At 30.2% G+C, this 21,130-nt stretch carries 21 protein-coding genes; 11 read left to right on the top strand and 10 right to left on the bottom strand.

Going from position 1 to position 21,130, the window contains the following annotated elements:
• The first annotated feature begins 6 nt into the window (after nucleotides 1–6).
• Together MPF13_RS01740 and MPF13_RS01735 are read left to right on the top strand one after the other, a co-directional pair.
• A complete protein-coding gene (locus MPF13_RS01740; protein ID WP_249980591.1) occupies nucleotides 7–174 on the top strand; it encodes a hypothetical protein in 168 nt (55 codons plus the stop codon).
• A gap of 95 nt (nucleotides 175–269) precedes the next feature.
• On the top strand, nucleotides 270–1,934 hold the full coding sequence (locus MPF13_RS01735; protein ID WP_249980590.1) for a S8 family serine peptidase: 1,665 nt from the start codon (nucleotides 270–272) through the stop codon (nucleotides 1,932–1,934).
• Nucleotides 1,935–2,342: 408 nt separating this feature from the next.
• Here MPF13_RS01735 and MPF13_RS01730 read toward each other — a convergent pair whose 3' ends face one another.
• The 3 genes from MPF13_RS01730 to MPF13_RS01720 all read right to left on the bottom strand — a co-directional run bounded on the left by MPF13_RS01730 (nucleotide 2,343) and on the right by MPF13_RS01720 (nucleotide 4,256).
• Nucleotides 2,343–2,849 (bottom strand): replication protein, encoded by a 507-nt coding sequence (locus tag MPF13_RS01730; RefSeq protein WP_249980589.1) that lies wholly within the window; start codon nucleotides 2,847–2,849, stop codon nucleotides 2,343–2,345.
• Nucleotides 2,842–3,054 carry a hypothetical protein gene (locus MPF13_RS01725; protein ID WP_249980588.1) on the bottom strand — a complete coding sequence of 71 codons (213 nt, stop codon included), beginning with the start codon at nucleotides 3,052–3,054 and terminating at the stop codon, nucleotides 2,842–2,844. The genes MPF13_RS01730 and MPF13_RS01725 overlap by 8 nt, the downstream gene beginning before the upstream one ends.
• Before the next feature lie 290 nt (nucleotides 3,055–3,344).
• Nucleotides 3,345–4,256: a tyrosine-type recombinase/integrase gene (locus MPF13_RS01720; RefSeq protein WP_249980587.1), complete on the bottom strand. Its 912-nt coding sequence runs from the start codon at nucleotides 4,254–4,256 to the stop codon at nucleotides 3,345–3,347.
• A gap of 412 nt (nucleotides 4,257–4,668) precedes the next feature.
• Here MPF13_RS01720 and MPF13_RS01715 point away from each other — a divergent pair, with 412 nt between their 5' ends.
• The 9 genes from MPF13_RS01715 to MPF13_RS01675 all read left to right on the top strand — a co-directional run bounded on the left by MPF13_RS01715 (nucleotide 4,669) and on the right by MPF13_RS01675 (nucleotide 9,337).
• The gene (locus MPF13_RS01715) at nucleotides 4,669–5,841 is read left to right on the top strand and encodes a type IV secretory system conjugative DNA transfer family protein (RefSeq protein WP_249980586.1); all 1,173 of its coding nucleotides are present in this window, start codon (nucleotides 4,669–4,671) and stop codon (nucleotides 5,839–5,841) included.
• An 18-nt stretch (nucleotides 5,842–5,859) separates the two neighbouring features.
• Nucleotides 5,860–6,333, top strand: coding sequence for a JAB domain-containing protein (locus MPF13_RS01710; RefSeq protein ID WP_249980585.1), 474 nt, complete (start codon nucleotides 5,860–5,862; stop codon nucleotides 6,331–6,333).
• A 15-nt stretch (nucleotides 6,334–6,348) separates the two neighbouring features.
• Nucleotides 6,349–7,140: a DNA adenine methylase gene (locus MPF13_RS01705; protein WP_249980584.1), complete on the top strand. Its 792-nt coding sequence runs from the start codon at nucleotides 6,349–6,351 to the stop codon at nucleotides 7,138–7,140.
• 17 nt (nucleotides 7,141–7,157) lie between these two features.
• Nucleotides 7,158–7,361: a hypothetical protein gene (locus MPF13_RS01700; protein WP_249980583.1), complete on the top strand. Its 204-nt coding sequence runs from the start codon at nucleotides 7,158–7,160 to the stop codon at nucleotides 7,359–7,361.
• Nucleotides 7,362–7,378: 17 nt separating this feature from the next.
• Nucleotides 7,379–7,594: a hypothetical protein gene (locus MPF13_RS01695; RefSeq protein WP_249980582.1), complete on the top strand. Its 216-nt coding sequence runs from the start codon at nucleotides 7,379–7,381 to the stop codon at nucleotides 7,592–7,594.
• A gap of 176 nt (nucleotides 7,595–7,770) precedes the next feature.
• The gene (locus tag MPF13_RS01690) at nucleotides 7,771–8,190 is read left to right on the top strand and encodes a hypothetical protein (protein WP_249980581.1); all 420 of its coding nucleotides are present in this window, start codon (nucleotides 7,771–7,773) and stop codon (nucleotides 8,188–8,190) included.
• 31 nt (nucleotides 8,191–8,221) lie between these two features.
• Nucleotides 8,222–8,719, top strand: coding sequence for a hypothetical protein (locus tag MPF13_RS01685; RefSeq protein WP_249980580.1), 498 nt, complete (start codon nucleotides 8,222–8,224; stop codon nucleotides 8,717–8,719).
• Complete coding sequence (locus MPF13_RS01680; protein ID WP_249980579.1) at nucleotides 8,712–9,143, top strand: hypothetical protein; 432 nt, start codon at nucleotides 8,712–8,714, stop codon at nucleotides 9,141–9,143. The genes MPF13_RS01685 and MPF13_RS01680 overlap by 8 nt, the downstream gene beginning before the upstream one ends.
• The gene (locus tag MPF13_RS01675) at nucleotides 9,140–9,337 is read left to right on the top strand and encodes a hypothetical protein (protein ID WP_249980578.1); all 198 of its coding nucleotides are present in this window, start codon (nucleotides 9,140–9,142) and stop codon (nucleotides 9,335–9,337) included. Before MPF13_RS01680 ends, MPF13_RS01675 begins: the two co-directional genes overlap by 4 nt.
• A gap of 29 nt (nucleotides 9,338–9,366) precedes the next feature.
• Here MPF13_RS01675 and MPF13_RS01670 read toward each other — a convergent pair whose 3' ends face one another.
• Genes MPF13_RS01670 through MPF13_RS01640 form a run of 7 tightly spaced genes read right to left on the bottom strand, consistent with a single transcriptional unit; the run spans nucleotide 9,367 to nucleotide 21,021 of the window.
• The gene (locus MPF13_RS01670; protein ID WP_249980577.1) at nucleotides 9,367–12,804 is read right to left on the bottom strand and encodes an HsdR family type I site-specific deoxyribonuclease; all 3,438 of its coding nucleotides are present in this window, start codon (nucleotides 12,802–12,804) and stop codon (nucleotides 9,367–9,369) included.
• Nucleotides 12,801–14,186, bottom strand: coding sequence for an RNA/DNA-binding domain-containing protein (locus tag MPF13_RS01665; RefSeq protein WP_249980576.1), 1,386 nt, complete (start codon nucleotides 14,184–14,186; stop codon nucleotides 12,801–12,803). Before MPF13_RS01665 ends, MPF13_RS01670 begins: the two co-directional genes overlap by 4 nt.
• A gap of 45 nt (nucleotides 14,187–14,231) precedes the next feature.
• Nucleotides 14,232–15,350, bottom strand: a complete 1,119-nt coding sequence (locus tag MPF13_RS01660) for a PD-(D/E)XK nuclease family protein (protein WP_249980575.1) — start codon at nucleotides 15,348–15,350, stop codon at nucleotides 14,232–14,234.
• 35 nt (nucleotides 15,351–15,385) lie between these two features.
• Entirely contained in the window at nucleotides 15,386–15,898 is a 513-nt protein-coding gene (locus MPF13_RS01655) for a hypothetical protein (protein WP_249980574.1), read from the bottom strand.
• 6 nt (nucleotides 15,899–15,904) lie between these two features.
• A complete protein-coding gene (locus MPF13_RS01650; RefSeq protein WP_249980573.1) occupies nucleotides 15,905–18,289 on the bottom strand; it encodes an AAA family ATPase in 2,385 nt (794 codons plus the stop codon).
• Between the two features lie 22 nt (nucleotides 18,290–18,311).
• Nucleotides 18,312–19,448, bottom strand: a complete 1,137-nt coding sequence (locus MPF13_RS01645; protein WP_249980572.1) for a restriction endonuclease subunit S — start codon at nucleotides 19,446–19,448, stop codon at nucleotides 18,312–18,314.
• Entirely contained in the window at nucleotides 19,438–21,021 is a 1,584-nt protein-coding gene (locus MPF13_RS01640) for a type I restriction-modification system subunit M (RefSeq protein WP_249980571.1), read from the bottom strand. The genes MPF13_RS01645 and MPF13_RS01640 overlap by 11 nt, the downstream gene beginning before the upstream one ends.
• Nucleotides 21,022–21,130: the final 109 nt, after the last annotated feature.

Below are 21,130 nucleotides of genomic sequence, written 5' to 3'. Positions count from 1 at the left end.
AAAATTATGAGCAAATCAAAATTAAAATTAGAAAAATTTACAGTTTCTAAATTAACAAACACTTCAGCAATTTTTGGTGGAAATGGAGACGATGATGGAACAATAATTCGAAGACCTACTAGACCAAAATGCGTAGATAAATCTAAAAAATTAGAAGTTATTAAAGAGAAATAATTATTGTCTAACAATTATTTATTTCAAAAATACCTAAAGAGCATTTTTTTCTTATATGTTTTTTAGGTATTTTTATTTATTTATAAACCTTTTGTATGAAAATTATCAAGAGTTTCTTTATTATACTCTCCATATGTTCTTCCTTTCTTTGCTGTAATAAAGCCTCTCACAAACCTATTAATGTAGGTGGTGTAATTCATTTAAAAAAGAACAAATTACAGTCATTAAAAGAGTTGAAAAACTGGCACTTTAAAGATGTAATTATAGATACATTAGTAGGGATAAGTTTGAATAGAGCTTATAATACTTTATTGTTTAATAAAAAACCTAAAAAAGTAGTTGTTGCTGTTATTGATATGCCAATTGAAATTAATCATTCAGGTCTTAAAAATAATATTTGGATAAATAAAAATGAGATAGCCAACAATTATCTTGATGATGATAAAAATGGATATATAGATGATAAAAATGGCTGGAATTTTTTAACAAATAAAAAAGGAGAGACTAATTATTTTGTGAATTATGAATATACTAGAATTATAAAGGAATATAGTAGTAAATTTAAAGGCAAAACAATAAATGAAATTAATAAGAAAGATTCCACTTCATTTAATATCTACAAAAGAGCTAAATTAAAATATGCTCAACGTTTTTCTTTCGCTGAAGAAGAGGTAGAATATATTAATAATATTTCAAAATGGAAAAAAGAGGCTGAGGAAATAATCTCAAAATTTATTAAAAATAATAATTATGGTTTAAAAGAACTGGATAGTTTAAAAAAAGCATTTCCTAAAAATAAAGAATTACAAGAAGCTATAGTTCAAAAATCTAATTTTATTCAATGGCAGTTTACCGATAGCTACATAAAAGATTATAAATTAAAAGCAGAAGAAAGAGTCAATAAATTATTAAATTTAGAATATGATGATAGGCAAATTTATAAAATTAATTCAAAATTAACTAAGGATGTTAAATATGGAAGTCCAAATTTTGAAGTTAATTTTCAATTACTAGATCATGGAACAAAAATGGCTGGTATTATTGCAAATGTGGGTAAAAAAGACGAGCTTTTTATTATGCCTTTAGCTATTTCTTCTTACGGAGATGAATATGATAAAGATATAGCTTTAGCAATTAGGTATGCTGTAGATAATGGAGCTAAAGTGATTAATATGAGTTTTTCAAAACAGTTTTCGTTAGAACCAAAATTGGTTTTAGATGCAATTGAATATGCGAATTCTAAAAATGTGTTAATTGTTAATGGAGCTGCTAATGATAGTGAAAATATAGATATTAAATTTAATAATCGTTTTCCAAATGATCATAATTATTTTAATAACGTTGAAGTTGCTGATAACTTTTTAAGAGTAGGTTCTTCTGGTTTATATTTAGACAATAGTTTAAGATCATCTTTTAGTAATTTTGGTAAATCAGAAGTTGATGTTTTTGCACCTGGAGAGTACATTTTTACAACTTTTCCTTCCAATAATTTTGATTTAGTTTATGGAGGAACTTCTAGTTCTACTGCAATTACTTCTGGAGTAGCTGCTTTATTATATTCTTATTATCCAGATTTAACAGTATCTCAAGTAAAAAACATTTTAATGAATACTGGTATAGAATATACTATAAAAGTTAATACACCTACAAAAAAAGATAAAAATAAAACTACCCCTTTTAATCAAATTTCAAAATCAGGTAAAGTTTTAAATGCCTATAATGCTTTAATTATGGCCGATAGTATTGCTAGAAATCAATAAAAAAATTTGAAACTCTATAATACAATTGACTATAATTGATTAAATCTAATACATATATTTTTAAATAAGGATATTTAAAATATAGAATACTCTACATTAGAATTTGAAAAAGCTAATAAAGTTTTATGTAGCTATAAATGAAAGTTATAAACATATTTCAGATTAAAAGTTTGATAATGTACAATGGCATAATCTGTTGGATTGAAATAAGATTTTTGAAATTATTTAAAAATATGTAACTAGAGGTAAAAGGTGACTATTGAAGTTGAAATAACTTCTCATTCTTACAAAACTAAACAGGGTGAAAATAGATACGTTTTAGAAGTAGTTATGAATGAATTTTTGATGTTGGTCATAAATAATCTTTAAAAGCGTCAGCTTTTATTTCCATAAAAAACAAAGAGACAACTATAACCAGTTGTCTCTTTGCATTTGTTTACGTTGTTGTTCTTGCTTAATTTGTTCAATTCTTATGTTATCTGGAATTTTTTGGTTTGCGTTGTACTTTGGTAAAGAAATTTCTTTTGTAGAACGTAGTTCTTGCGTTGGTATTTCTTTTGTTTTTTCGTTGTAAAACGTAGTTTTTTCTTGTTTTTCCAGTAGTAATGAATAGTAGACTCTTTTTGCTTTTTTGCGTTTAAAAGGGTCTGTTAAATCGTTATTTAAGTAATCAGATACTTGAATAAGGTTCTGGTCAAGTAGTTCCTGAATTCCATTGGTAACACTTCTGTTGGAGAGTCCTGTTTTCTCAAATTGAGAATGTGCAATCCAATCTTTTTGTTTTACGTTTCCATTTTCATCTCGCCAGCCTAAAAGATTTCGAACTATTTTTAAATATACTCGCATTGCAGAACCACTTAAGTTTCCAATATGCTTGTCAAAAAATAAATTAGGAACTGGGGTTGTATTATTCAATCTCATGAGTTCCAAAATCTATTACTGGTAAATTCTCATTATGATTTGCAAAAATCATATAGTCTGTATCTGGTTGATGATACAACTGTAAAAACCAACCTCCATTTTCGGTTACCTTTACAACTCCTACCTTATGATAAATGTGTTTGTCGTTATTCTCTTTATGAATAGTTTTTCGAGTAACAACATTGTAAAATTTAGTCATACTAAAATTCAATTTTACGTACAATCAACCTTAGGGGCTAGCCCAATAGATTTTTGACTGATCTTAATTGATGTCGCATAAAGGGTATTTTACGACGTTAAATATCTATTTTTTAAAGGGCAATATGCCCTAGAGAGATTTAACACAACCTTTAATAAACTTAATAGTAACTTAAATACAAAGTATAAACTTTATAAATCACTAAGAGAGTCTTGAATCTATTTATAGCTGAAGGTACTGACGGTAATTATATACTTAATCAAAATAAAAAACAACCTGTTAAAGTTGTTTTAAGCTGTTTGTAGTCTATTGTTAGAAAAAGTTGTTAAATAACGTCTTGCAACATCTTCATACCTTTTCTTAGACAATTGCATATATTGGAAACTAGATTCAGGTTTTACATGTCTTAATAATGCACTGACATCTCTTACACTTCCTCCTTGATCTAAGATATAGTTTGCTTTTCCGTGTCTGAAGCTATGAGGTGTTATTTTTTTATCCAACATTGCCATTTCAGATAATTCTGTAATCCAACGTTGTACACTTCTTGGTGTAAATACTTTACCTGTTTTTGGGTTCACCAATAGTTTCTTTGAATCGCAGTCCATACACAAACGCATTCCTAAATAACGATTCATTAAATCATTGGTATCTGAACCCCAAATAACAAGATTATATCGCATACTTTTTCGAGTTCTTACTTTTGCTGTTCTTAAGCCATCAATCCCCTGTTCATTAATATCTTCAATCTTGATGTCTAACAACTCGCTTAAACGCATTCCTGTATCCCAAAGCAAGTGAATAATTAGTTTCTTTTGTAGTTCCTGGAGGTTGTTTACTTCTAATAAATCAGTCATATCGCTTAAATCTTCTGATGTAACGATATCCTTATCTGCACTTATGTAACGAATTGGAATAATTTCTTTTGGATTGAATGTTGTCTTTCCTCTTCCGTGCCAAAACCAAAAGAAATTTTTTAAAACTCTTGCCGAATATGCAATGGTATTTAAGCTGTAATTACCTTCTAGTTTTCGATGAAAGGCGATAATATCATCACCATTAATTTCATTTAACTTTACTTTCTTTGAAATAAAGTTTTCAAATTGTTCTAGCCTAACCTTATAGGTTGTGTAGGCAGAACTTGTATGTGTCTGTTTCCATTCTAAATAAATCTGTATAGCATTTTTAATAGTCATAATCATAAAAGACCCGCTAAAAGGAAATCTAGCGGGTCTTTTATATACCCCAACGTCACTTAAAAAGCTAGAGGTAGATAAATAAACACGCGCTGTTTCCTTTAATCTATTTTATATACTAAATATTCTAGCATACAAAAAAGACGAGGCTTTCGCCCAACGAGGTTTCTTTGTATTTAAGTTACTGTTAATAGTATATTTCATAATATAAAAATATGCAAGAGTTCGACACTCCTACAAAACCTAATGGTTTCCCTTCTACAAATATGTTATAATAGTAGTAAGTTGAACGTAAAAAAGACCTTATTAAGAAGTTTAAAAAGTACCACAGATAAAAAATAAAGCAATAGTTCTTTCCACAGTTTTTATAACTGACTTCAAAACTAAATAATTATTCCTTCTTACTCAATTCCCTGTTATGTATTGGCATCATTCAAATTTGTATGACGTCAGTTACTTTGCTCGCACTAATTTTAGAAACAACAGAAAAATATTTGGCATCAAACAAGCAGACCGAATGTTTCATTTTTATTGTTTTGGAAAATCTGGTGCTGGTAAAACGTCACTCCTTAAAAGTCTTATGATGCAAGATGCAGAAGCCAATCGTGGATTTGCTTTTGTTGATGTACATGGAGACGCCTCTCGCGAGATTAACGAAAAGCTAAAAGACCGTTTTCTAAATCGTACCATCATTTATTTTGATGTTACAAACTCTGAACTTGAATTTGGATACAACCCTTTGCGTTCTGTATCCTCTTCTAAACGATCTTTAGTAGCTTCTAATATTTTAGAAATTTTTCAACGCAATTGGAAATCGGCTTGGGGTATGAAAATGGAACACATTCTTAGAATGATTTTGCTCACATTATTGGATCAGCCTAAAGCACAGCTTTCGGACATCCTAAAACTTTTACATCAGAAATCATATCGAGAAGAATGTTTAATCCATATTCAAAACCAAGACATAAAAACCTTTTGGACTAAAGAGTTTCCTAAATATAAACCCAACGATATATTACCTATTATGAACAAATTAGGAGGTTTTCTAAGTCATTCTATTGTTCGGAAAATTCTCATTGAAAACAAAAAACAATTGTCTTTACGTTCTATAATTGATAAAAGACATATTCTTATTATCAATTTGGCTAAAGGACAGGTAGGAGCAGATGTCTCTAATATTCTTGGAGGTTTGTTGCTTACTTCTTTAGCTTCTGCTTCTTTTTCTCGAATTGATATATTGGAAAAAGACAGAGTTCCTTATTTCTTATACATTGATGAGTTTCAGACAATTTCTGGAACAGAATTGATTGCAGAATTATTAGCACAAGTTCGAAAATTCAAAGTAGGATTGATTTTAGCTAATCAATTTCTATATCAACTAGACCCTAATGTTCGTGCAAGTGTTTTGGGTAATGTAGGTACTATTGTTGCCTTTCGTTTAGGAATTACAGATGCCAAATTAATGGCTAAAGAATTCTACCCAATTTTTAAGATTGAAGATTTTATCTCTTTGGCTAACTATTCTATTTATCTAAAACTAATGATTGATGGGAAACCATCCATTCCTTTTAGTGCAGATACCATTCTCTAACTTTTAAATATTTTATAAATGAAAACTAAATTATTGAAATCTCTATCTGAGATTTCAACCTTTAATGAAGTACAAATTCATTATGAACGACCTATTTTTAATACGAATCGAGTAGTAAAATGCTCCGAAGATTCAGAAAGAATTCTTCGTGAGTTTTTAGATAACAAACGTATTGATTATAAGGAATTCTTTTGGGTTTTATTGCTCACAAATGCAAACCAAGTATTAGGTATTAGTGAAATTGGTATTGGTAACACAACTGGTGTTGCAGTAAACTCCAAAGAACTTTATCAACTTGCTTTACTTTCCAATGCATCAGCAATTGTTGTCGCACACAATCATCCTTCAGGAAAATTGACACCTTCAACTGCTGATAAAAACTTAACCCAAAAGCTTAAAGAAGCTTTTAAATTACTCGACATTACTTTACTCGATCATCTTATTCTTACTTCAGAGGGCTTTGTTTCCTTTTCTGATAGTGGATGGATGTAATTCACTTCCCTTTTTATGATTAAGACGCCCATCACATATTATGGTGGAAAACAGAATTTAGCAAAAAAAATTGTGAGCTTAATTCCAAAGCATACCACTTATACAGAAGTATTTGCTGGTGGTGGCGCTGTTTTCTTCCTAAAACCAAAAGTTCAAAATGAAATTATCAATGATATCGATTCTTTTGTAACAGTTTTCTACAAAGTGTTACATGAAGATTTTGAAGCATTGCAATCAAAAATTAGAGTGACAGCCTATTCTAGAGTGGTTTACAATGTAGCTTTAAATATGTACAAGCACCCAGTTTTCTTTAACGATTTACAGCGTGCTTGGGCATTTTATGTACTCACAAATATGGGCTTTTCTGGACGAATTGGTTCTTTTGGTTGCTATACCAAAGGCACTAAAGCCATGGGATGGGAAAAGAAAAAAGAATTGTTCACTCCAGCTTTAAAAGATCGCCTGAAAGGAACTCAAATTGAGTGTTCTGATGCGTTAAAAATTTTAAAGTTGCGAGATAGTATTTCTACCTTCAATTATATAGATCCTCCTTATTTCAATTCGAATATGGGACATTATGGGAATTACACTTTGGAGGATTTTAAAGCCTTATTAAAAGTTTTAGAAACACTCAAAGGAAAATTCATATTGAGTAGTTACCCTTCTGAAATTCTTACTGAGTTTACCAATCGTAATGGTTGGCACACGCAATCTATTGAACAATTAGTATCTGTAAATCAAACTAAATCTAAAAAAAATAAAACGAAAACTGAGGTGCTTACTGCAAACTTTCCTTTGGAATTATAAAAACAAAAAACAGACCAATGAATACAACACACAACAAAATGATTGACTTCGATTTTCGAGGTTTTAAAGGAACTACACAAGCCATTTTAGAACTCTTTCAGCATCTAGCCAAAGAAGAAGGTTGGACGCCTGAAGAGATACAAAATGTAATTACTGAAGCTACCAAACACGATGATGAAGATCATTTGATAGCAACGATTATTGAATACTGTAAATACTAATTTTAATCAAAAAACAAATGAAAAAAGTAATTGAAAAAACCGTCAACCTCGATTTGGTTGGTGTGAATGGAAATTCCTTTATGATTATGGGTGTCTTTAAAAGACAAGCAAAAAAAGAAGGTTGGACTGCTACAGAAATTGAAGCTGTCTTAGAAGAAGCAAAGAGTAAAGATTATAATCACTTACTCGCAACTATAGAAAATCATTGTGAACCTAAAAACGAAGAAGAATGAATTTAAAAATGTATAAACGAATCCTTTTTTTTCTGAATGACTTATCCAAGTTTATAGAAACTCCTGGCAATACAAAACTTTCTAAAGAACTGATGAAGAATTTTACAGACAGTGAACTGCGTAAAATTATTTATTGGTTGTATAAAGATGTGTGGAGTAAAAATGCCTTAGGATTTATGGAACGAGATAAACTTCTTGAACTAATTAATGGAGATACTGTAGTACTGGATTGGACTATTCACGAACTAGAACATCAAATGACAGCTATTTCTGATTCTTCTCAAGAAGAAGTGGATGCTTTTTTTAAAAAAATACAAAACGAAATCCATTATTTAGCTTCAAAACCAGTCGAAAAATGGGACGAATATGATACTTCAAACTATAGAAGTTTACTCTTAAAAACTGGTAGAGCTAAAAAAGTATATGCCATTTTTACAAGTGATGTTTTAGCTGAAGATGTTTACGCTGTAACTACCAAACCGTCTTACTTTTTTGACACCAAGGAAGAAGCAGAAACTGAAATCAAAAACATTATTGCTGAGGGAAAATTTACCCAAGAAGACCTTGTGGTACATAGCCTTTGGCTACTTACTTAAAACTAAATATTAATTTTAAAATTGAATACTTATGAATGCAACTATTGTAGATGTTTTAATAGAAAACATCAAAACAGACCAAAGTCTTCTGGAACAAACAGAAGCGCAAATTGAAACTGCTAAAGAAAACAAGAAAAATGTCGTAGATCGTTTAAAAGATTATAGACGTGATGTTACAGTGCTCTTAAAATATGCAGATGATGAACAACGTAAACGTATTGAAGAACTAGGTTTTGATTTTTCGGAATCAGAAAGAGGTTTAAATCCTGTAGCTTCTTTGGTAATGGATATTATTATGAAAGCAAAAGACAATCAGCTTACCAATGCTGATTTGTATGAAGCTTATGTAAAAACGTTCAAGAAAAAAGAAGATGCTTTTAATTATACAGAGTTCAACATTAAATGTCGCTCTTTATTTAATACACAGCGCTTACTTCGCAAAAAAGGAAAAGATTCTAAATCATCTAGAGAGGATATTATTTCTTTGAATGGTAGAGTTATCCCTAAAGAAGAAAATAAAAATGGATAATTTCTATTTAGATATTTTCTCTTCACAAGAGAAAGCGATTCATCATTGTCTTTGGCTCAACTTTAAATATAGAATTGCTAAAATTACTTTTGGAATTATAAATGGTCCAGATAATAATTTTGCAGTTGTTGAAGAAGCTACAGCCAAAGAAATGGAAATGTCTTTTCTGGATATTCTGCCTAAAGATTATTCGAATATGAATTATGATGATATTCGTTTAATTAGAATGGATAAAGAGCCTTTACCTCATTTAGAGGAATTGTTTGGAGATTTTTCAACTATAGATGGAGAAATCTTACGATTTATTTTGCATAGTAAAATTCCCATTGAAAAGATAATACGATTTATACTTGCAGAACGTGGTTTTGATAAAAACCATCGCTGGTGTGGGTTTTCTAAATCTTTTGAAACTTGGTTAAAATGAAAAATCTAAAACATGTTAGAATTATCACAAAAAAAGACCATGATTATTATTTGAAGGATTTTGGTGAAGAACCTAAAAGTTTTCAAGAGTATATTAACCTTGAACTAGGATTACTTTTTGATGAAAACCATACTATTATTTCTGTTAATTTCCTTAAAAAGAAAACAGTTGTAATTGTTTATGAAATTAAATAACACAAAACACTCATTGGTTTGAGTGTTTTTTACTTACTATACTTCTTAAAATTCTCAGCTTGCTCAAAAATTTCTTTATATACTTCATCTCTATCTACTGGAGGATAGCCATTTTCAGCAAGAAGAATAATCAAATCTACTTTTAGTTCTGCCTTTAAGTCTGCTCTTTTACTCCAATCTGTATATTTTGCCTTATCATCAACTACTGTTTTAACCTCTTTGGCTAAATGAACTAGTTTATCTTCAGGATATTCAAAATCATATTTGGTAGCTAATGCTTTTAAAATATCGTAAAATGCTTTTTCTTCAAAATCAATTCCTAAGTCTTGAAAGGAATCTTTTTCTTTTTTTAATTCATAGAAAAGGTCAATAATCTCATCTGTAAAATCTTCTAAGACTTCACTTCGTAATACGTCACTTTCTTTACGTTCATTGTATTTTTCAACAAGATCCTGCATTTTTTTAGAGAAGTCTATTCCCTTAATCTTGTTTACTTTTTTGAGTTCTCCAATTGCTTTTGCTAATAATTGTTGTAGCAGTTTTATCTTGGTATTTGGCAATTTTATTTTCTGAATTTTAGCCAGATAATCTTCACTAAAAATATCTACTTCTGTTTCATCAGCATCACCCATTTTAAAGATTTCTTCTACCCCATCACTCTGTATAGCCTCCTTAATCATTTCGCGAACTCTAGCATTCATCTGTGCTGAGTCTGGAGCATTTCCTTTGGTTAATTTGAATACGATTGAACGAATCGCTAAATAAAAGTGAATTTCATCTCTTTCTTTATCCGTAAAAGCATCTGTACCAGCACAAATATCATAAGCTGCTTTTAATCGTTTTACCAAATCCATAAAACGACGTTCTAACTCTTGGGTAAGTTGTACAAATTCTGCTCCGTTATTTAAGGTTTTTAATTGTTCTAAAGGACTTCCTTTGAAATATCCTTGTGCATCAAATTTGTGAAATATTTTACCCAATAAATTCAGATGGTCTTTAACTACTATGATAGATTTTTCTACTTCTTCAATGTTTTGTCCGTCCTTTTTTCCGAATTCAGCCAATGCCAAATTCATTTGTTTTTTAATTCCAATATAATCAACTACTAAACCTTTATTTTTCCCTTTAAATTTTCGGTTTACACGAGAAATTGTTTGAATTAAATTATGACGTTGAATTGGTTTATCAATATAAATGGTGTCTAAGAAAGGAACATCAAAACCAGTCAACCACATATCTACTACAATGGCTATTTTAAAATTAGATTTTGCATTTTTAAACTGCCTATCCAATTCTTTTCGATAGTCTTTGTTGCCTAACATATTGTACAACTCTTTTGGGTCATCTTTACCTCGAGTCATAATCATTTTGATACGCTCCATAGGTTTGATTTCCTTTTTCTCTTTGTCTGTTAGTTCACTTCCCTCTTCGTGAGTTTTTATTTCTGCCCAATCTGGACGTAAGGCAATAATTTCTTTGTATAAATTGTATGCAATGGTTCTGCTACTTGCTACAAACATTGCTTTCCCTTTCACTGTAGCTCCTTCTGAAACTCTTTTTTCATAGTGATTTACAAAGTCTGATGCAACTGCTTTTATTCGATCTGGATCACCAATAATAACGTTCATATTGGTAGTCGCTTTTTTACTTTCTTCTACCTGATATTCACTTGCGCCTTCTGCTACACATTGGCTGTAATAGCTTTCAATTTCTTGTAGCTTTTCACTTTGTAGTAACACTTTTGCAGCTCTTCCTTCATAAACTAATCGCACTGTAATTTCGTCTGTAACAGATTCTGTCATTGTATAACTGTCTACAATTTCTCCAAAAACATCTAAAGTTGCATCAATAGGTGTTCCTGTAAATCCTACATAGGTTGCATTTGGTAAAGAGTCGTGTAAATATTTTGCAAAACCAAAGGTTTTAGTCACTCCTTTTTCTGTTAGTGTAACTTTTTGGTCTAAATTGGTCTGACTTCTATGTGCTTCATCAGAAATACAAATTACATTGGTTCTGTCTGTTAGTAGTTCTGTATCTTCAGTAAACTTGTGAATGGTTGTTAAAAAAACACCTCCACTTTGTCTTCCTTGAATTTCTTTTCGCAAGTGTTCTCTGCTTTCTACACTAATAATATTATTATCGCCAATATATCCTTTTGCATTGGTAAATTGCCCTGAAAGTTGATCGTCTAAATCGGTTCTATCTGTAATTAATACAATGGTTGGACTGCTAAAATACACGCTCTTCATTAACAAGCGTGTTAAAAATAGCATCGTAAAACTTTTACCACATCCTGTTGCTCCAAAATAGGTTCCACCCTTACCATCTCCTTTTGGTTTTTGGTGTGCTTTTATGTTTTCGTACAACTTGGTAGCTGCATAATATTGTGGGTAGCGACAAACTATTTTTTCATCTTTTTTTGAGGCATCTGGTATATAAATGAAATTACGAATAATATTTCTTAAATCTACCTGATTAAACATTCCGTGAATTAAAGTAAACATCGCGTCTATGCCATCTACACCTGTCTGCCGTGTCCAAAATAGTAATTCTTTTTTGTTATATTTTTCTTTTAACCACTTTCTTCCAAAGCCAGATTTCAGTTCCTTTTCTCGTTTTACAGATTCTTCTCTTGTTTTAAAATATTCCCAATGAATTAATTTTATAGGTAAATGTTTTGAAGTCCAATTAACATTTCCTTTTTTATGTTCTTCAATTCTTCTTTTTAAATCATTTGTTTGCCCTTTATAGAAAGAACCATCAGAACACTCTAAGACATAGGTACAATAATTATCAATATTTGGTCTCGGCACAGGCAGATCTTTGTTTAAGTCTGATACTCTTCTCCAAGCGTAAAAGAACTCATAAGGGGCAAAAAATGAGCCTGCTTTGGTGTTTACACCATCACTAATTACACAAAAAGCGTTGTACTTAAATAATTCTGGAATATCTCGTTTGTAACGTGTGGTTATTTGTACATACGCATCGTTAATAGTGGTTTGTTCTCTAATGGCTGTTTTAAATTCAAAAACTACCAAAGGCAAACCGTTGATGTATAAAATACCATCAGGTATTCTTTTTTCGTAACCAACAATTTCTAATTGATTTACAAATTTGTAAGTGTTTTTGTTTTCTTCTGAAAAATCAATGAGGTAAATCCAAATATCTTTTTGACTTCTGTCTTCCCTTTTAAAAGAAAATCCATCTGCCACTAATTTCATAATTGATTTGTTACTTTCGTACAAATCTGATGCTGAATAGGTTTTTAATTGTCTTACAATTCTTTCTACTTCTGTTGGTGTTAACTTTTCTTTCTGATACTTTGAAAGTAGAAATGTTTTTAAATCTTCTTCGATTAGCACCTCTTGAATATCCCTTGAAATTGTTGCACCATTAACATGCGGAATTTCTTCCGATTGTAATAATTCTATAAATGCTTTTTCTAATTGATATTCTGTAAATTTCATTGCTTTTTTATACTTTTTCCTTTCTGTGTTAATCGGTATTTTTGTTTACTACTACTAGGTTTTTCAGGTATTGTTAATTCTATTATACCCGATTCAACAGCTGGTTGTAAGTAATTTTTTCTAAAATTAGGTTTATGAGACAGTTTTAGAAAATTCATTAATTCGCTAATACTATATTCTTTATCCATTACCAATATTAGCTTCTCAACTGGGTCGCTAACTAGGTCGTTAACTGGGTCGCTAACTAGGTCGGTAGTAGGTGATAACTTGTGGGGTACTTGTGGGGTACTTGTGGGGTCAACTTGTTCGGTTGCAGGTAGAACAAGTCGAATAAAGTTTTCAGAAAACTCGAAACAATCTTCTTTATAAGCTTCAAGAATTCTTGGTACTCCAGAACCTAACTGCTCTACTAAATCTAAGTCTTTAAATATACGAATGAGTTCTTTGTTTCTAGGAATAGAAAATCCTCTAAAAAATTCTTTTTCGCTTAAACCATCTACTAAACTTCCTGCTGAGGTAATTTCAATTCGGTCGTTAAAAATTTCAAATTTTGGTGGTACTTCTCTGCTAAAATCATTATGTACAAAAGCATTAATTACAGCCTCACGTAAGGCTTTTGCATTCCATAGGCGTTTTTCTTGTCGTGTTTTTGATGTAATTGTGGCAAGGGTTCTGTTTTCTACATCTAACTTATCTAATACTTGCTTACAGGCTTTAATTAGTGATGTGTAACCATACTCATTAGTTTCTATTAAGTCTACACGATTTGCGCCTGAATATTTAGCAACTTTAATGGAAATATTATTAATATCTGACAGTAAATAGCCTGCATAATTCCAAACACTTTCTTCTGTTACCAATTCTAAATTAGTAGCAAATTGCGAATTTAAAGACTTCCCTTTTTCTTGATAATAAATATGCAATTGCTCAAAAGATAACTTTTGTTTTGGCGACACAATTTTACTAATAGTATCTCTAGTTCTTGATGCGTAGAGTCTATCTATAGTTTTCTGTGGCATAGGTTCTGATGCGGTACCAACTCGCATATAACAACCTTTTTCGCTCATCCCATATTTCTTTTTAAAATAGGGTTTTTCGCTACCACTAGCAATGGTAACTTTTACCAATTGATTACCTTCTTGCTCTACAACAGAAATATCAAACAAGCCCATACAAGATGGATGAATATTTGTTTTTAAGCGGTCTTTAATACGCAACATCGTATCATCTACATCTGCTATACCAACTACTTTGCCTCTTTTATTGACACCAAAAATAACTGCACCACCAGAAGCATAGTTTAAAAAAGCAATGACTTCCTTTTCTATGTCTAAAGCTTTGGTAAGGATTTCTTTATATTCTATTCTGTTGGTTTCTGTCATCTATTTATTGTACAGGTTGTTGGTTGGTTTTGTAAATATCTGAAATTAATTTTTAAGAAAATTATACTTCCAATTTTCAATATTTTTTTCAGGGTATAGATGATTAATGATTGCTATAAAAATCTCTCCAAAATCACTTACAATATTGTCTACAACATGATTTGCAAAAGAATTTAAATCTTCTAATGAAATATCGTATTCTTTAACAAGAAAATGACAATAAGTACCTACTGATTCACCTCTAAACTTGTCTTTGTATTGTAGATGGTTTTTAAAATTTTCATTCACTTCATCTAACCTATCTTTATCCTTTCTATTAAGTTCAAGAATTATTTTATACTTATGACCACTTCCTGACATTATATCATAATTCGTTATTGTGAAATAAGTATCTAGCACATTATCTTCATCCCAAATATTAACCCAATTCACATCATTTCCATACGTTTCAAGTCCAAGTTTTGAAGCAATTAAGGCATATTGTTCTGCCATAAACTTATGTCCTTCATTTAATGTATGGTTTGCTTTTTTAACTTGAGAAGCATGCTCAAAATAGAATTTTGCGGAGTCGTTCATTTTATATGTTGTTGATAGTCTTTCTATAGAATTAAAAAAATCAGTTACGTAAATTTTGTAGGCATTGTTGCTAATCAAATCAAAGTTTAATTGGTCTTTTATTTTTTCAATCCATTCCCAATGGGTAATATTAATAAAATTACCTTTTACATTGCTAGGTATTTCATTTGGTTCTAAGGTTAATAAAACACCAACTTTGTTAGCGTCTGGTATATTAAAAAAAGTCCAATATTCTTCTAAATCATTGTGTAACCAATGATATAATTTATTTTCTATGATAATTGTAGATGGTTGTATTAAATCCTTAACAACAATATCAACACGCCCTTTATCAGTAGAGAATTCTGTTAAAACATAGTGATTTGAGAAACGTAATTCTTTTTCTGATTTGGTTTCAATAATTTCGAGTAATGCCCTAAGAAAGACATACTTTATTTCATCATCTTCACAAGATAAAAAGTGAGCATAAATATTACTATTGATAGTTTCGTTATGCGCTTTTTTTATGATTTCTAAAAAACCAAGCTTTTGCTCTTCGATTGGAATTTCATTCTCATTGAAAAAATTTGATAAATCACTGTATTCCATTTTGTTTCTTTGGTTTTTAGGTATACTTTTTTTACTTAACGTCTATTAAAATTTTCTAGTTCCCATTGTGCCAAACTTAAACTCTGTTTTTTAGCCAAATCTCGAGCATCATTTATGATTTGTATATATGTATCGATATCATTTAACTGCGTCCAATTAACTAAAGGTTGTTTGTATATTTTTTGTTGAATAATTCTATCTACAGGAAAATGTGGTGGCTCTGGCAATATCTCTAAGCACCAATAGTATTTTAGAACTAAATTCAGTAGTTTTTGACTGATACCAATATTTATTGGCGCTTTAAGTATTTTTTTAAAAGATGAAGTATAACTAGAAATATTCATAATGTTTTCTATATGTTCTTCATCTGAAACTAACTGTTTGTATTGTTTTAAAATAGTCTGCTCTATATAAGCTTGTAACATATTTCTAAAATTTGTACGGTCTTTTTCTTTGGTATTTGTTTTGTAGATGCCACTATGCTGAAACGCACCTCCAAAAGTGAGTAGCCATATTTCTTCAACTAGAAAAGCTTTCTTTTTTTCCATTAGAGTTTATTGATTTTGGATACCTGTACTACTTACAAAAGAATTAAATTGATTTTCATCATGTTCTTTTATCTTATCAATTATAAGTGTTGCTGCTTTTTTCATTTCAGGAACCTCAACTGGTAACTGCCCTCTTTCAAAAACACCTGCTAAATGAGAATATTCATTATTAATTCTTTCAGTTAACACAGCAGGAATATCTTCATCCCCAAAGAATTTTTTCATTTTATCCAAATCTCCAGTGGCATCTGGGTATCTGTAAAAAAGATATATTTCTAAAAATTTTCTTGCATTGTTTCCGAAATTATAAAATACTGTATAATTTTCGTCTGTTATATTTTCTATAGTTGAACATTCGAAAATATGTTTAAAAAGATGATTAAACTCTGAAATATTTTTTTTAATATAATTTGGCATTTCACTTATTGTTGAATCTTGATCAATTCTCTCAATCATAAAATGTCTAACCCTGTCATTTTTTTTATCATTATGACTAGGTAAACGTTGTAAGTATTTTAAAAAGTTTAAGTTATGAGTTGAAATAAAAATTTGTTCGAAATCTCTATTGTTATAAATTTTAGTTTTTATTAAAGAGTAAATAAAGAAAATATGATTACTATCAAGACTTGAGATAGGGTCATCAATCCAAATTATAGGTTCTTTAGTTTTTGTATCTACGTCACTTAACTTAGCTACGAAATAACAAAATGCTATTAAGCTCTTTTCACCTTCACTTAGATGATAAGCTTTTCTACCTTCTCTATGAATTTCAAAACGATAGAATTTATTGCCAGTTTGTTCATCTTCAAACTCTACAGCTACTAGCTTTAAAAAGTCATGTCCAAAATGATTATTTAAATACTCATTAACTTTTTCAGCTCCTTTGCTCTCATCTTTCAGTTGTTTTTGTTTTTCTGATATTTGAGAAAGGATAGTGTCTATTTCATCTTGCTTGTTTTTTTTAGTTAAAGCGTCAGCTTCTTCTGTTGCTTTTAAACTAGCAATTGCAGACAATGTAACATCGTAATTTATATCAATAATAAAATCAGAGACATCTTTTAGCCTAAGGTTTTTTCTTGCTTTAGTTTGGTCTGAAGATAATTTTTCTGAATACTCATTGGACTTAACTCTAAGTGTATCTATTCTATTTTTAGCATCTGATATCTTATCAGAGAAATCTTCAGTCTCTAAAAATTCTTTTTTATTAAGGACATCTTTTTTCCTAGTTTCTAATTGCTTTTTAAGACTAGCTATCGCATTTTGATAATTTTTAATTTCAGTATCTAAAGAATTTTTTTCTTTATCATATTCACTATTGAATTTAGAGTAGATAAGTTCTTTTTGGAATATTTTATATTGAGAAATAGTTTTTTTCTCATTTTCTATTTCAACTAGTAACGTGTTTAAATCCTTTTCTAATTGGTCAGATTCTTCATCAAAATGTTTTTCTAATTCACTCCATCTATTTTCGCTAATTTGATTATTACAAAACGAACAAGTATCCTTTTTATCCTCATGTAGTTTTCTTCCTTCTTTAACCCATTTATTTAGAATTGCATCTTTTAATAGTAAATCAATTTTATTCGATTGACCTATCTCACGACCAACAATCTCTTTTGTTCTAGTATAAAAATCAGTAAAATTAAGAGTCAAATCAGATAAACTTGGAATTTCATTTTTAGTTTGTTCCACTAAAATATTTTCAGATGCTAATTTCTCTTCTTCTGAAAGCGGTACATATCCAGAAGCTTTTACCGTTAATATATCAGCTTTGAGTTTTCTAATATCATAATTAACCTCTCCATACTTTGATTGATATTTTATACCAGTAGGATTTCCAGTAGCCTTTTTTGCCAACTTAGCATTAAGACTTGATTTTGCTGTTGAATGAGCTGTTTTAGAGGTGTTAGATACTCCTTTTAGAGATTTTAACTGTAGATATAATCCGCTTTCATTATCATTTTCATTAGAACCTAATGTAGTTTTTAGAGCTTCTATTTCTTCTTCTATTTCGTTGTTTCCTTCACCAAGAATAGCAAATGACTCCACACTTTCGTTAGAGTTAACAATAAACTTTAAGTTATCTTCAATAAAATCTTCATTAAAAACTCTGATAACTTTACTGTGATTACTAAAATTAGATTGAGTTACATCTGTATTATCTGTTATGCAAACTGCGCACTCAGGGTTTTCATATTTATCAGAAATCTCTCCAGTCTCAAGGGCTCTTATTATTCTTGATAAGGTTGTTTTACCTGAATAATTACGACCATATAAAATATTTATTTTCTTAAAATTAATTATGTTGTTTCCTTTATCTCTAACAGAAGCATCCCAGTTAAAATCTTTAAAAACTGCTAGGTTCTTTATGTTTTTTATTTTTGTAATCATAGCTTTTTCTTTTTCATTATTTTTAAGCTTCTACTTTTGTCATTTTTGAGAGTAGCAAATCTTTCAGCTCGTTTAGCTTTTGGATTTCTTTAGTTTGTAATTCCATTGCTTTAAGAATATTTTTGGCAATCAGATAAAAACTAGTCAATTTTTCTTTGCTTGGCACTTGTATTCTCATTGTTGCTAAAATAGGAACGTATAAATTCTTTTGGGCACTACCAACAGCTAAATCAACTAAGTTATTATAGTTAAATTTTAATGAGAAAAATATAAAAGGTAAATTATGGTTTTCTTTTGGCTTAATATTTATAACAGCTCTATTTCCACACATATAATCACCCAGAATCCCAAGTCTTCCTATAGTTCCCGATTTTGTAATAACAATAGTTTGTGGTGCGAAAAGTAATGCACTTGCACCAGCACTTTCAAAACCCTCCTTAGTCAAAGTTCTACTTGAATCTAGAATAAAACCTCCATTAACGTCATTCGCACGAAGCCATTTTACATTTCCATTAAAATAATTGGGAATTTTTTGAGAAGGATTAACATAGCCTTCTTGAAATGAGCATAAATCTTTTAATAAGTATTCTTTACATTGATTTTCTTTCACTAAATTTTTATAATGGGCTCGTGCAGTTTCTTCTAATTTTTGATTGATTTGCTCATTTAGTTTTATACGATTTACAACTGTGTTGTATTCTTTTACAATTTCGTTTTGTTTTTCTATAGAAGGAACAGGCAATTCCATATTTAAAAAATCTTCCCAGTCTAAACTACCTCTTACTCCACCAACTGCATGAAAACAAGCTTCTCTATCAAACTCAGAACGTGTAAACCACATCATTAAATACTCTGGCAACAATATTGTTTCATCTTTAATTTGAAAAACAGGATATGCTTGAGAAATAATTGCCTCCTCAAAATCTTGTAATAAAGCAACAGGCATTTTTTTATCACGTCTAACTTGCATTACACTACAAGCAAATTGTCCTTTTCTTATAATTTTGTAGTTTTTCATATTCGTGCCAATAGTATTGGCAACTGATGGAATAAACTCTTTAGAAACACTTAATCCTAAAAGAAGATTGATTGCTAAATCTTTATTACGCTTATCAACTAACTCTATGAAATCTCCTATTTTTTTATAATTAGATTTCATAGCCTAATTTTTTAAACACAGCTAATAAATCTTCTTTAGAATCTGCTTCTTGTTTTAGTAAATCTTTCATCTCATTTTGAAGTGTTTCCATCTTTTCCTCAAAATTGATGTTTTCATCTCTGTTTACAAATTCTATGTATTTACTTGGCACTAAAGAATAATCTTTGGCTTTAATATCTTCAATAGTTGCTGATTTACAAAATTCTGGAACGTCTTTATAAACAGATTGCTTCTCTCCGTTTACAATGACGTTTGTTTGCCAATTGTGATAGGTTTCAGTTACCTTTTTAATATTATCAGCAGAAAATTGGATGAATTTTTTCTCAAAAGGAACACCAACTTCACGTAAGTCCATAAATAAGATTTCTTTTTCTCTTTCTCTGTAATTACGGGTTGTATCTGGTAATTTTACAGTTCTTTCTTTTTTATTGTTATTTAAAATCCAGAGTGTCACAGAAATATTGGTTGTATAAAACATATTTTGAGGCAAAATAACAATGGCTTCTACCAACTTATTTTCAATGAGTTTTTTACGTATTTTATATTCTTCTCCACCACCAGAAAGTGCGCCATTTGCCAAAATAAAACCAGCAACTCCATTTTGTGAAAGTTTAGATGCCATGTTTAAAATCCACCCATAATTGGCGTTGCTTTTTGGTGGTGTATCATAACCTTTCCAACGTGGGTCGTCTACCAATTCATCACTAGCTCGCCAATCCTTTTGGTTAAATGGTGGGTTTGCCATAATAAAGTCGGCTTTTAAATCTTTGTGTTGGTCTTTGGCAAAAGTATCAGCAGGTACATCACCCAAATTTGCTGCAATACCACGTATTGCCAAGTTCATTTTTGCCAGTTTGTAAGTAGTAGACGTATATTCTTGTCCGTAAATAGAAATGGCTTTTTTGTCGCCATTATGCGCTTCAATAAATTTTATAGACTGCACAAACATACCACCAGAACCACAAGCAGGGTCGTAAATGATGCCTTTGTAAGGTTCTATCATTTCTGCAATGAGGTTTACAATGCTTTTTGGTGTGTAGAATTCTCCCTTCCCTTTTCCTTCAGCTAATGCAAACTTGCTTAAGAAATATTCGTACACTCGACCAACAATATCTTGCTCTTTGTCTTTAAGCGTATCTATGTTGTTTATGGTGTCTAGTAATGCTGCTAATTTGCTCACGTCCATATTTAAACGAGAGAAATAATTATCTGGCAACGCACCTTTTAATGCAGGATTGTTTTTTTCTACGGTATGTAAAGCTGTGTCTATTTTTAGTGCAATATCGTCTTGTTTGGCATTTTCTATAATGTAGCTCCAACGTGATATTTTAGGCAAGAAAAAGACATTCTTCATATTGTAGAATTCCTTCATTTCTAAATACTTTTCTTTGCCTTCTGAAATCAGTTCTTGCTTGCGTTCTTCAAATTTATCGCTTGCGAACTTTAAAAAAATTAAACTTAAAACTACGTGTTTGTATTCTGAAGATTCTACAGTTCCACGTAACTTATTTGCGGAATCCCATAGTGTTTCTTCAATAGATTTTTGTTTTTTGGTGGTTGCTTTTTTTGCCATAGGTTATCTTGATGCTACTAGTATGTTTATAGTTTACCAAATATAAAGGTTTTGTCAGAGGACAAACCTTTAATTGAGTAGTTTTGAAATGAAATTTATAGAAGTAGCT

The sequence above is a fragment of the Polaribacter sp. Z022 genome, assembly GCF_023555495.1.
Lineage (GTDB): Bacteria > Bacteroidota > Bacteroidia > Flavobacteriales > Flavobacteriaceae > Polaribacter.
This window is presented reverse-complemented; position numbering and strand designations above follow the sequence as displayed.

Coding starts and splice junctions, on each gene's coding strand:
- MPF13_RS01740 (WP_249980591.1), top strand. CDS start 7: ATGAGCAAATCAAAATTAAAATTAGAAAAATTTACAGTTTCTAAATTA.
- MPF13_RS01735 (WP_249980590.1), top strand. CDS start 270: ATGAAAATTATCAAGAGTTTCTTTATTATACTCTCCATATGTTCTTCC.
- MPF13_RS01725 (WP_249980588.1), bottom strand. CDS start 3,054: ATGACTAAATTTTACAATGTTGTTACTCGAAAAACTATTCATAAAGAG.
- MPF13_RS01720 (WP_249980587.1), bottom strand. CDS start 4,256: ATGATTATGACTATTAAAAATGCTATACAGATTTATTTAGAATGGAAA.
- MPF13_RS01715 (WP_249980586.1), top strand. CDS start 4,669: ATGTATTGGCATCATTCAAATTTGTATGACGTCAGTTACTTTGCTCGC.
- MPF13_RS01710 (WP_249980585.1), top strand. CDS start 5,860: ATGAAAACTAAATTATTGAAATCTCTATCTGAGATTTCAACCTTTAAT.
- MPF13_RS01705 (WP_249980584.1), top strand. CDS start 6,349: ATGATTAAGACGCCCATCACATATTATGGTGGAAAACAGAATTTAGCA.
- MPF13_RS01700 (WP_249980583.1), top strand. CDS start 7,158: ATGAATACAACACACAACAAAATGATTGACTTCGATTTTCGAGGTTTT.
- MPF13_RS01695 (WP_249980582.1), top strand. CDS start 7,379: ATGAAAAAAGTAATTGAAAAAACCGTCAACCTCGATTTGGTTGGTGTG.
- MPF13_RS01690 (WP_249980581.1), top strand. CDS start 7,771: ATGGAACGAGATAAACTTCTTGAACTAATTAATGGAGATACTGTAGTA.
- MPF13_RS01685 (WP_249980580.1), top strand. CDS start 8,222: ATGAATGCAACTATTGTAGATGTTTTAATAGAAAACATCAAAACAGAC.
- MPF13_RS01680 (WP_249980579.1), top strand. CDS start 8,712: ATGGATAATTTCTATTTAGATATTTTCTCTTCACAAGAGAAAGCGATT.
- MPF13_RS01675 (WP_249980578.1), top strand. CDS start 9,140: ATGAAAAATCTAAAACATGTTAGAATTATCACAAAAAAAGACCATGAT.
- MPF13_RS01670 (WP_249980577.1), bottom strand. CDS start 12,804: ATGAAATTTACAGAATATCAATTAGAAAAAGCATTTATAGAATTATTA.
- MPF13_RS01665 (WP_249980576.1), bottom strand. CDS start 14,186: ATGACAGAAACCAACAGAATAGAATATAAAGAAATCCTTACCAAAGCT.
- MPF13_RS01660 (WP_249980575.1), bottom strand. CDS start 15,350: ATGGAATACAGTGATTTATCAAATTTTTTCAATGAGAATGAAATTCCA.
- MPF13_RS01655 (WP_249980574.1), bottom strand. CDS start 15,898: ATGGAAAAAAAGAAAGCTTTTCTAGTTGAAGAAATATGGCTACTCACT.
- MPF13_RS01650 (WP_249980573.1), bottom strand. CDS start 18,289: ATGATTACAAAAATAAAAAACATAAAGAACCTAGCAGTTTTTAAAGAT.
- MPF13_RS01645 (WP_249980572.1), bottom strand. CDS start 19,448: ATGAAATCTAATTATAAAAAAATAGGAGATTTCATAGAGTTAGTTGAT.
- MPF13_RS01640 (WP_249980571.1), bottom strand. CDS start 21,021: ATGGCAAAAAAAGCAACCACCAAAAAACAAAAATCTATTGAAGAAACA.